The 11,999-nt window shown below is 45.8% G+C and carries 8 protein-coding genes; 2 read left to right on the forward strand and 6 right to left on the reverse strand.

All coding sequences use genetic code 11. The features are described 5' to 3' along the window. Positions 1-274 precede the first annotated feature (274 nt). From D0T50_RS09375 to D0T50_RS09395, 5 genes are all read right to left on the reverse strand, one after another. Entirely contained in the window at positions 275-1,984 is a 1,710-nt protein-coding gene (locus D0T50_RS09375; protein WP_163223268.1) for an SUMF1/EgtB/PvdO family nonheme iron enzyme, read from the reverse strand. A 495-nt stretch (positions 1,985-2,479) separates the two neighbouring features. Continuing rightward, entirely contained in the window at positions 2,480-4,375 is a 1,896-nt protein-coding gene (locus tag D0T50_RS09380) for a fimbrillin family protein (protein ID WP_163223269.1), read from the reverse strand. A 32-nt stretch (positions 4,376-4,407) separates the two neighbouring features. Continuing rightward, a complete protein-coding gene (locus D0T50_RS09385) occupies positions 4,408-6,351 on the reverse strand; it encodes an SUMF1/EgtB/PvdO family nonheme iron enzyme (RefSeq protein ID WP_163223270.1) in 1,944 nt (647 codons plus the stop codon). Positions 6,352-6,431: 80 nt separating this feature from the next. Continuing rightward, on the reverse strand, positions 6,432-7,796 hold the full coding sequence (locus D0T50_RS09390; protein WP_163223271.1) for a DUF3575 domain-containing protein: 1,365 nt from the start codon (positions 7,794-7,796) through the stop codon (positions 6,432-6,434). A 29-nt stretch (positions 7,797-7,825) separates the two neighbouring features. After that, a complete protein-coding gene (locus D0T50_RS09395) occupies positions 7,826-9,298 on the reverse strand; it encodes a DUF3868 domain-containing protein (protein ID WP_163223272.1) in 1,473 nt (490 codons plus the stop codon). A gap of 412 nt (positions 9,299-9,710) precedes the next feature. Here D0T50_RS09395 and rplS point away from each other — a divergent pair, with 412 nt between their 5' ends. Beyond that, complete coding sequence (gene rplS, locus D0T50_RS09400; RefSeq protein WP_163223273.1) at positions 9,711-10,064, forward strand: 50S ribosomal protein L19; 354 nt, start codon at positions 9,711-9,713, stop codon at positions 10,062-10,064. Between the two features lie 68 nt (positions 10,065-10,132). On the opposite strand, the gene D0T50_RS09405 is transcribed toward rplS, so the two are convergent. After that, a complete protein-coding gene (locus D0T50_RS09405) occupies positions 10,133-11,104 on the reverse strand; it encodes an ROK family protein (protein ID WP_163223274.1) in 972 nt (323 codons plus the stop codon). A 178-nt stretch (positions 11,105-11,282) separates the two neighbouring features. Here D0T50_RS09405 and D0T50_RS09410 point away from each other — a divergent pair, with 178 nt between their 5' ends. Then, positions 11,283-11,999 (forward strand): ABC transporter ATP-binding protein, encoded by a 717-nt coding sequence (locus D0T50_RS09410; protein ID WP_163223275.1) that lies wholly within the window; start codon positions 11,283-11,285, stop codon positions 11,997-11,999.

Consider the following 11,999-nt stretch of genomic DNA (forward strand, 5'->3'; position numbering starts at 1 on the left):
CATAACATTTTGTCTATAATACAAAGGTGCATAATGAAAGTGATTCTCACAAATAAGGCGCTGATTAATTTTATTTGTACAACGTCTATTCGCAATAAAAAGAATAGTTGAGTCACAATTTAGGAGCGGCTGTTTTTCTCAAAAGATTTTATCGTTTTGAGAATAAATTCTCAACATGGTGAGTATTCATTCTCAACAAGGCGAGTATTTGTTCTCAACAAGGTGAGAATTTCTTCTCTACAGGGTAAGAATAGACGTAAAATTCAGCTCCTACTCAAAACACTACCCTAAACCCCAAATTCCCCACCGTAGCATCCGGTTTCAAGGCATATCGTGCCGCCGAACGGCAATCAGCAGCAGTGCTATCAAACCCGCCCCCGCGAAGCACACGCTTGCCCGAGGAAGGGTCAGTGTAAACAGGATCAGTACCGGGCGAAGCAGTGTAATCGCCATACCAATCCAGGCACCACTCCCACACATTACCCATCATATCGCAAAGATGGTAAGGGTTGTAATATTTCTGTCCTACCTGCTTGGTGCCGATACCGTTGCCGGGAGCATTGTTATTGTTAGCTTCGTACCAAGCATACCGGCTTAGTAATGTATCTTCGAGGCGAATGTAATAGGGTGTCAGCGTACCGGCCCTGCAGGCATACTCCCACTGGGCTTCGCTGGGCAGGCTGCCGCCTTGCCAACGGGCAAAGGCATTGGCACCATACCAGCTAACACCCGCTACCGGATGATTTTCGTACCCATCGGCAACATGCCAGCCGGGCGAACTGCCCGTAACTGTATGTGCCAGATAAGGATGGGGAACGGCTATCAGCCTGTTGCCTTCATATAATCCCGAAGCAGGAACGCCCACCGTACTGAGAAAAGCGGCATACTGTGCATTGGTCACCGGATAGCGACTGATGCGAAATCCACTTACCGTAATCAAACGCTGCTCTTCATCTACACGACGGTCGGGGTCGGTATCCGGACTGCCCATCAAAAAGGTGCCACTTGGAATAGTCACCATCTCAATAGCAGTGGGCGTAATAGAAATGTTCTCCCAATCTGAAATAGTAACCCCGGCAAACCGAAGTCCGCTACTATCCAGAATGAAGATAAATGTATAGTCTTTACCGGTAAGGAAATCACTATCGCCGGTAATATCCCAACTCTGGCTTTCGCCCATATTGGGCGACGAAAACGTAATAGACCGTCCGGGATAATCGGCTCCCAGATGCGGGATAATGATAGCCTGATAATGGGCTCCTTCTGCCAGCATGTGAGCAGCAATCGTTCCCGTTTCGCGAACACCGACCTCGTTCCGGTGGTCGAAAGTGGCGCGACTCAGTGAGAAACCTGCCGCCAACGGCATACCGTTAATCGTAATCCGCATATCTTTCAGTATCGACGCATCGCCCCCCGCCTTGCGTTCTATCTTCACCTGCATTTTGCTCAGGCGATGGGTTAATGGCAACGCTACGGGGTTAGAGAGTTTAGTCTTGCCCGTAACCGTACCGTACAGCAGGTCGATAGCGGCAGGGTTCGACTGATTGTCCACCCGCACCGGGTAGGTATGGTTATCGAGCATCCCTCGCCCTTTGCCGGTGGCCTTGAATGGACTATATCCCACAAAGTCTACCACCGAACCATCTACCGGAAAATAGATCTCCTGTTGCGAGGTGTGCGAAAGCAAAACCGTATCGCCCGGGCTGATGGACACAATATACCGGCGATTATCGGCATCGTTCACAATATGATCGGGCAACAAACCACCACGACCAAGCATATAGATGCCAAAGGCAAGACCATCGGTAAGTCCGCTGCTGGGTATATGGGTGGTTGTTTGCTCGATACGGGGAATTAAACGCACCGCCACACGAACCTGTTCGGGATTATCCAGATCGCGCTTGGTGCACGACACCAGCAACAGCGCCGCAAATATGCAGGCTGCCAATCTGGTGAAAGGCCATTTGTTGTGGGGAGGTTTCATTAGGTTTTTAGTTATAAGTTTAAATTATGGGTTGATTATGTTAGTTTTCAATTATAAGCCCGCAGGGCTTTAACTATGATAACCTTGGGTGAGCAAAGCGTAACCCGAGGTTGGTAAATATCCACTCACAACAACCCTAAAGGGGTTGAACCCATTTAGGGTTCAGGAAATCGAGGGAGTTATATACCTCGGGTTACGCTTTGCTCACCCGAGGTTATAGAAGTGTTACCCCTATGGGGTAATTGCTTACGTCAGTTTTCAGTTACCGGCTGCTTTAGCTGCCGGATTTGGAAGAAATTTCCTATCTTGGCTTTAGCCAAATGATTTTAGTTTTGGCTAAAGCCAGAAATGAATATTGCTCTTAAACCGTCAGCTAAAGCAGACGGCAATTGATGATTGAAATACCAACAAAAAAGGTATCTAAATGTACACTTAAGCATTTATAAATTAGTCAAAGAACGATGGGGTGGGGCGAAGCCCCACCCGGGGAAATGGTTATTCGATGGAGAATGCTACGCGGAAGCCGAGATAATCATATACGCCATCCTCTTTAACACCATTACGATAATTTAAACGGGATGTAAACATAGTGCTAGAAAAACAACCTCCACGTGCATGATGATGTTGTAATCCTTCAACAGGTTCATTTGGCCCAGTGGGGTCTACTGCTATGCTACCGGCGAGGTCTTTGTAATAATCTATATAATACCAATCGTGACACCATTCCCAAACGTTACCCGCTATATCATATAAACCGTACCCGTTGGGTAATTTTTTTCCAACCGGTTTGGTGCCAGCAGGATAGCCGTCTATGGTTTCACCTGCTGCTGCATTATTAAAACCAGACCAAGCATAGTTCCAATGAGTATCTTTACTGCCTCCAAGTCCAAAAATAGGGTCATCACCAATAAAGTAATTACCTCCATAAATTGCATATTCATACTCAGCCTCGGTAGGAAGCCTGCCATTTACCCATTCGCAGAAAGCACGGGCACCAAACCAAGTTACAAACATCATGGGATAATCCGAATAATCCAGACCATCACGCACATTAGGAAGCCACAGCTTGTCATCGTCATTATATGTTATGCCCCGATAACTGGTAGCATTGACGTTTCGGGCATAGATCTGCTTAACGCCATCTACCATGTAGTATGCTCTGGTAACTGCCCCGTCAGTCTCTACACTATAATCGGGGTCATTGGCAGCTGCCAACGCATTTAGGAATGCACAATACTGGGCATTGGTAACTTCGTATTTACTCAGGTAGAAATCCTTACTAATACGAACTTCGTGTAAAGGCACTTCGCGACCATCACTATTTCTGAGTTCGTCTTCCGTTGGCGTAAAGGTTCTCCCGCTATAGGTAATTTCTGTCTGTCCATCGGATGCACCCATCCAGAAGGTTCCTGCCGGAATGCGCGCTACCGGAAATACCAAGCCACTATCGCTATCTTCCCAATCGGTAATGGTAACACCATTGAACGCCAGATTGATGCCACGCAGGGTAAACGAACAGGTATACATTTTGTTGCTTTCAAAGTCGATATTATCGGGCATCGTCCAGGTATAATCTACGCTACCGGTGCTAAAGGTAATAGTGCGCCCATTATGATCGCTACCTTCGTGCGGAAGCACAATGGCATTGAACACCGCCACAGCATTATTCATGGTGTTTTTAGCAATAACAATGGGAGTATCGTCTGAATCGGGATTTACCGTCAGCAAGCCGTCTGCCAAACTAAATGATGCCCGTGCGGGCATACCCCCGAGGGTAGCGTAAATAGACGACAGATCATCGTTCATTCCCACATCCTGCTTTAGGTTAATCACCAACTTAGATAGTTTATGGGCAAAGGTCAATGTACCCGCAGGAGTCGTATTGCTCCCTTTAGTACCGGTACTATAAAGCAAATCGAGGCTTTGTTCGCCCTGCTCAGCTATATTCACCGGATACACGTAATCCTGGATAGTAGTACTATAAGGATAATAGGCAACAAAGCTTACTGTGCTGCCATCATCGGGATAAAACATATTGTGTTCAGGCATTGAAGGAATTAGCTTGAATCCCGTACCTGCATCGTTGCGAGCAATACTATAACGCCGATTATCATTTTCACCTACGATATTATCAGGCAATGATCCATTCTCGGTTAGCATATAAACTCCTACCTGATCACCATAGTCAAAACTATCACCGGTAACCCGGGTAGTAATCACCGTGCTGGTGGAGGCACGCGACTTGCTAGACGACCCAATCTGAGCCGTAAACTCCACCAGATCGCCGGGAGTAGAGATTTTTCTGTTTTCCTCGTGTACGCACGAGTCAGAAAGGAACGCCACAATCAATAATAATGCGGCAGTCCGAAAAATATAATATATTGTTTTCATTGTTTACAATTTTAAGTTCATTGGTTTCGCTTTCAGGGAGTGGCTGGCTGTATAGGGAACACAACACGGAAACCATATGCAACATTATTACTAACCCTTGAGGACGGATAACGTGCTGTTACTCGAGTTTCTCCGTGATTAGAATTAAACGCTCCTCCTTTACACACTCGTAGAGTACTTGAAGTTTCATCTTCTGTAGGTCCCGTAGGGTCTATTGCCAAACTTCCAGCAAGTGTTTTATAATAATCTATATCATACAAGTCGGAACACCATTCATGCACATTGCCTTCAATATCATACAATCCATAGTTATTGGGTTGTTTCATGCCGACGGGTTTAGTTCCAGCGGGATAACCTTCGCCAGTCTCAGGCGTATTATTGTAACTATTCCAGAAATAATCTATTACTTCGGTATATCCAGTTCCATTCGGAGTAGCCCATCGATAAGGGAGGGAGCCATCGCTATTGCCTGCAAAATATAATCCACCCCGGCATGCATATTCCCATTCGGCCTCAGTAGGTAGACGGGCACCTATCCACTTGCAAAAATCATTGGCTGCTTGCCAAGTCACACGACCGGCAGGATAGTTGGAGTAATCAATAGCATTAGCCTCACTCGGATACCAAATGTTGGTTTTAGGGTTATAGTTAGCTGTCCAGGGATAATCCTCCGGAAGTGGAGCGTAATAATTTTCCCATCCTTCATCCGTTCTACGATAAACAGTCATAGCTCCATTGACATAATCCGTCATAAAGTCCGGATGGTTTCGTATGCTGTTCAAGTAGGCACAGAACTGTTCTACCGTAACCTCGTACTTACCCATATCGAACGCATTGGATATTTGTACTTGGTGCATAGGTACTTCTCTACCATTAGCAGCTTTAAATGGATCACTACCCGGTACAAATGTATTCCCATCTATCGTAACAGATGTAGTTCCATCGGCCGCTCCCATCCAGAAAGTTCCTGCAGGTATTCGTATTCTTTCTATATCATCGGGCGAGAATTTAATGGTAGTGGTACTTACCCATCCTTCGGAATCGGTAAATACTCCTCCATCTTCCCAGGGGGTAATGGTTAGATTTACCATTTCCAATCCGTCGGCAGTCACTGCCATTTCGTAGCTATAGCGTTTGCTTTGCTCGAAGGTGGCTCCATCAGGGAAGGCCCATTGGAATGTTTTTCCGTCAATCGATATATCTACGGTACGGTTTTGGTATGTTCCCACTGTGGGTTGCGGCAACACCATGAATTCGTACACAGCACCGTCATCACTTTTTGGGCGGGCTTTTATATCGGCTACTGCCAAGTCGCTAAAGGTAGCTTCGCCCAAACTAAACTTAGCCGTGGCGGGCATACCTTTCAGGATTACGGTCTTTGCCTGGAAAGCATCGTCGGTAACGCCATACCCCCGAGATATAGCGATGGTAATGTTGGTAAGCATGTGCTTAAACCTCAGTGTAACAGCATTGTTGTTGCTGCTTCCGCTGGCACCGATACTGTATAATAAGTCGTGCGCCGAGGCTGGGTTCTGTGCCACCAGGTTTACGGGATAGAGGTATTCTGCCGTCAGCTCCGCTGTGCTTTTAAACGGGTGGTAGGCTACAAAATCCACGGTGGAGGCATCCATTGGGAAATAGATAGCCTGGTCGGCGCTGGCGGGTATTAATACATCTTTGGCGTCAGTTCCTTCGGCCGTTACTTTATACTGGCGGTTGATACCGTTGCTTAATACATCGCCGGGCAATTTCCCGTCTTTGGTCAGCATAAATATGCCGACTTCATCGTCTTCTTCCCAAGAATCGCCCACAGCGCGGGTGGTTGTTCCTCCGTCAATCTCGGTGTTAAAAGTAACAGCGAGCGGATCGGGTGGATTGGGATCGTCGCTCTCGTGTTTCACACACGAGTTCATCATCAGCATGGAGCCCATCAGGACGCCCATGCACATCAGTTTGGTCTTTGAATTCATCTTCATTAATTTTTAGGTTAATCATCAACATGTAAGAGATTGGCTTGGATTCTTTTCCACTCATCTCTTTTCTATTTATTAGTTATTCAGCGTCCTATCCGGAACACCAGTGATACGACCAAATCGGTAACCATAATCTTCCGGTAGTCTTCATATTTATTCAGGTATGCATACGGAGGTTCTTCCGAGTACAGTGCTTTTTTACTGCTCATGTAGCCTCCGCGTGCTCCCAACTCCAGTCCGAGGAAAGAGGTAATAGGGATGTAGAACCCCACGGATAATCCTGCATCCCAGTAATCGGCCGTATAGTTTCGTCCGTTGAACAGCTCTTGCGGAGCGCCCTCGGCACTACGGATATCATAATCGCCTACCCGTCCGTAAACACCCACATAAGCGATGTGCCGAAAGTTAGGAAGGGTAATCCAATAACGCGCTTCGAGGCGATAGCCGGAAAGCCCCCAGAACTTACGGTCGTTATCGTAATGCCAGTAGGCATATTTACCTTCGAACTCGGCCGACCAGTGACGGTTGAAGAAATATTCTACCGACAGGTTGGGAGTAAAGGCTACGTGACGCACCTCGGCAGTGATGCCTCCCCACAGAAGCAGGTTGCTCTTAATCGCCAGTAACGGCGAACTGTAACGACGTGAGGGATACTTGCCTTGATAGACAGAAAGAGTATCGGCGTAATACCCCACGGCTACCCGAGTAGATATATTCTTAGCACGGTGACGGGTGTCTACAGGAGCAACCTGCTGTTGTAAGTGAGGATCGTCTTCCATCAAGCTCAATACATCATCCATAAGCCCGGGATCATCGCGAAGCATGCGGGGGACGTCGTAGACTACGGCAATCTCGACGCGTCGCAGTTGCGGAAACAGTTCGCTCAGCATGATGCGGTAAGGAGTGCCATTCTTTAGCTTCATGAGCTTCCGTTCGCGTTCGTCGGCATCCTCTACTTCGTTGATAATCTCTAATACATCTTTCTTGGATGGGATATCTGATACGCTAACCAACGACATCAGTTTATCCCAGTCTTCGCCCAGCCAATTCAGGCAAATCTTGTGATTAGCCAGTGCAGAATATGCATTTAATAAGTAGTTATGGAAACCTTTGACACGGTTATAAGAAAGCTCCTCGTTTAGAAAACGGCTTCCCTCTATCGAACAATGACCCGACAGATGCACTTCCTTGATGTAGACCGACTTTTCGCCAAGCACCACATCCATAAACGAAGCGAGTTTGTCGAGCTCGTATGTATTGTTACCCCAGTGATTAAAAATCACAGCACTGCCCTGCGGATATCCGAAGTAGAAATCCTGCTGAAGAACACCATCAAGGATGATGCGCCTGTAGATGGAGTCCGTCGGTGATACCCCGGCAAATGTGCTGAAAGGCATGGTCAGCAGAAGGCAGAGGATAAGTAGCGTATATATTCTAAATTTCTTCATATCAGGGCGTGTTTAGGTTTTGTTCTTTGTTAAAGATTCCCGTTTCGGGACAGTAAGGCATTTAAGGCCCTTCGTGCCTGATCGACACCGGCAGAAGCTGCCATGCGGAGGTAAACTTCGGCTTTGTCGGAGTTGCCTTCGAGCAGATATAGAATACCCATGTTGTTGTAAGCAAGCGGGTGTTCGGCATAAGGCTCGAGATATCCGCGTGCCTTGGGGGCATTGCGCTGCATCAGGGCTACGGCAGCCGCGTTGATAGCGGCTTCGGCACTGCTGGGGTACAAGCGGGCTGAGAGGTCGAGCAGGTCGTTATAGTTCGACGAGCCAACGGGCGATTGTATGGCCAACTGGTAGAAATTCTCGAGGCTGATATACGTAGCTCCACCCTGTGCGCCGGGAGAAGAAGGCATGGATACCGAACGGATGTAACCAATTTCGTACGAAAGACGCGGGACGCGGGGAAACACCTCGCCGCAGAGGTAGCGGTAAGGGATGCCGTCGGCAAAGGTCATCAACATATTTTCGCGGCCGCGGGTTACGGAAACGCTTTCTATTATATTAAGGACAGACTCGCGGAACTGCATGTGGGAGTTACGAACAAAGTTGGCGATGGAGTCCCAGTCTTCGCTGACCCAGGTAACCTCCAAAGGTGCTTTGCCTGATAGACGGTAGTCGTAAAGAACTTCCTTCAACTCGACACTGCGGATGGCTGCCGTGCGCCCATTCTTCTGATAATCGCCGATGGGATAGCCGTAGCCTGTAAGATGAATGTAGGCCAACTCGGCACCGGGCTGGTTGAGTATCTTATTTACCTCGGTATTGAGCAGTCGGTAGACATCGTCATAACCTGAGCGTTCGCGACGCTTGTTTTTATGGGCGGGCCCGCAGAGATACTCCGAAATCAGCAGGTTACCGGCATGAGTAAAGACTTCGTTCCTCGGCGGTACTATATTAACAAGGGAAAGTAACTGGTCGTCGATCACAACAGGAGAATGGGGTCTCTTCGACTGAAGAGGGGTATCGGCGATTTTGTCTTCGAATATGCTTGTTACCAGACCCTTTTGTTCCAACTCTTCGGTGCGAAGAAATAGAACAGCATCGTGCATCCAGCTTTGGTAAGCCACAGATGTAAGATACGATATGTGACGGGATGATTTGCGGTTGTCGACGATCACTGCGTACGGCAACGGATCATTGGCTTTCGCCAAGCTATCCGCTTTCGAGAGGCGATGGCGGTACGAACGATGCATTTCAGAACCATTAATCAACACACCGGGGAGTGCGAAAGAGTAGTTACCGGAGCGGAGAATGGGGATAAGCATCACAGCACGGTCGGTAGCAAGCGATAACCCCTCGAAGTTGATATCCATTTCAAGGACAAGATCATCTCCCGAAGAGACAAGAGATTGGCGTGTAATGTAGAGTTGGCCTTTATACGCCTCTTGGGCGGTCATCGGCCAAGCTACAAACAACAGAAACAGGCTAAATAATATCTTTTTCATCTTAATAAATTGTTTATATGTTTGAGCCAAGAATTTCAGACTAATATCGGTTACCACAACTAAGAAAAGAACACTTTCACCTAATTATAATATAAGGACTGATACAAATATTACAATTAATTAAAGCGATTTCCTAATCGATTTCGCAAATAGGAAATAAGAACAGAGGAACAGAATAATAATAGATGAAAATATCCCTGCTTACAGTGAAAAAGAGGAATAAGTTGGAGAGTTATAGGACTAAATAGATAGAGGATGTATACGTGGAAGAGTATCTGAAGATTTATTTCGTAAAATCATTTGGCTGTCTTGTGATAATTTCGTTTCTTTGCACCGCTTTCGCGCAATCGCTGTCATGAAGAGTTGCTTGATATGTTGCGTTGTAACGATAAAACAATTAAAAAATAGAACAATGGATCTTATTAAAATTGCTGAAGAAGCATTTGCTACCGGTAAGCAACATCCAAAATTCAAAGCGGGTGATACAGTAACTGTAGCATATCGTATTATTGAGGGTAACAAAGAGCGTGTACAGTTGTATCGTGGTGTTGTTATTAAAATTGCAGGTCATGGTGACAAAAAACGTTTTACAGTTCGTAAAATGTCGGGCACTGTGGGTGTAGAAAGAATTTTCCCAATCGAATCACCAGCTATCGATAACATCGAGGTGAACAAGATTGGTAAAGTGCGTCGCGCTAAACTTTATTACTTGCGTGCACTTACTGGTAAGAAAGCCAGAATCAAAGAAAAAAGAGTTAATCGTTAAGTATACTCTAATTCATAAAAAAAGCGGGAATTATAAATTCTCGCTTTTTTTATGAATTAGAGTTTTACTTATTTCAATTCCCAAGCCAATGCACTTGCCCCAAGTACTGCAGCGTCGGAGTCTTTCAACTCTGAAACAAGTAGCTTAGTCTTACCTTTGAATATATCCAGCAAGTTGGCTTCCATTGATTCGTAGATTGGTTTCATAATGTAATCGCCGGATTTTGCCAAGCCACCAAACAAAACAATCGCTTCCGGGCTGGAGAATGCGATGAAATCTGCCAATGCTTCGCCCAACAATGTTCCTGTTGCCTTGAATATCTCTTGTGCCAGCGCATCGTCTTGAACTGCTGCTTCGTACACATCTTTAGATGTAATACTCTCAGAAGGAATGTTTCTCAACAAAGAGGGTTCGGTTCGGGCTGTAAGTAGTTCGCGCGCAGTACGTGCCACACCTGTTGCCGAGCAATAGGCTTCTAAGCAACCTTTACGACCGCATCCACATACACGTCCGTTTTCGCGACGCATAATAACATGTCCAAGTTCTCCGGCAAATCCATCATGACCGTAAACCACCTGGCCATTCACAACGATACCACTGCCTACACCTGTGCCTAATGTAATCATAATAAAATCCTTCATGCCACGCGCGGCTCCGTAGGTCATTTCGCCTACAGCGGCGGCATTTGCATCGTTGGTCAATGCAGCAGGTAATCCCAATCTGTCTTGAAATAATTGTGCCAATGGGATAATGCCTTTCCAAGGAAGGTTGGCTGCCAATTCAATGGTTCCTTTATAGTAATTGCCATTGGGCGCACCGATGCCAATACCTTTTATTTTGTCAATGCCACCATGTGCATTGATTAGCGGAAGCAGGTTCTCGCAAACTTCATCAATGTACTTGTTGATGTCGTTGTGAGTTTGTGTTTTTACAGAACCATTGGCGAGAATAGTACCGCGTGTATCAACGACGCCGAATACGGTGTTGGTTCCACCTATATCAATACCTACCACATAGGGCTTTTCTAAATGTGAATTCATACTTGAAATAAAATTAAAAGGGTTAGTTAATAAAATTGTACCTACAAATTAAGGGAAGAAATCCGGTTTAGCAAAATGTTTTGAAAAAAAACACACCTCGTTGCAACTTTTCATATATACCGTGCGTCTAATGAAGTAAATGAAACAGAACACAATCTTTAAATAACAATTAAATAGCGTGATACACCTCGAAGACATCAACAAAACGTACTATAACGGCGCGCCGTTGCACGTACTAAAAGGAATCAGTCTGGATATAGAAAAAGGAGAGTTTGTCTCTATTATGGGTTCTTCCGGTTCGGGAAAATCAACATTACTCAACATCCTTGGTATTTTAGATAATTACGATACAGGTGATTATTATTTGAACAACGTATTAATAAAAGATTTGAGCGAACGCAAAGCTGCCGAGTATCGTAACCGTATGATTGGTTTCATCTTTCAGTCTTTCAACCTCATTTCTTTCAAAAATGCGATGGAAAATGTAGCCCTGCCTCTTTTTTATCAAGGAGTGAGTCGTCGTAAAAGAAATAAACTAGCGCTCGAATACCTTGATATGTTAGGCTTGAAGGAATGGGCACATCACCTGCCCAACGAAATGAGTGGTGGACAAAAACAGCGCGTAGCTATTGCCCGTTCATTGATAACCAAGCCGCAGATAATTCTTGCCGACGAACCTACCGGTGCACTTGATAGTAAAACCTCTGCAGAAGTGCTTGATATTCTTAAAAGTCTCAATGAAAGTGGTATGACCATCGTTGTTGTAACGCACGAAAGTGGCGTCGCAAATCTTACCAATCGTATCATTCGCCTGAAGGATGGAATTATTGAACGGATAGATGATAATCGTAACCACGACTCCATCTCCTTCGGACAAAACGGATTAATGAAATAA

This window comes from Bacteroides sp. 214, assembly GCF_010501015.1.
In the GTDB taxonomy this organism is placed as follows: Bacteria; Bacteroidota; Bacteroidia; order Bacteroidales; family Bacteroidaceae; genus Bacteroides.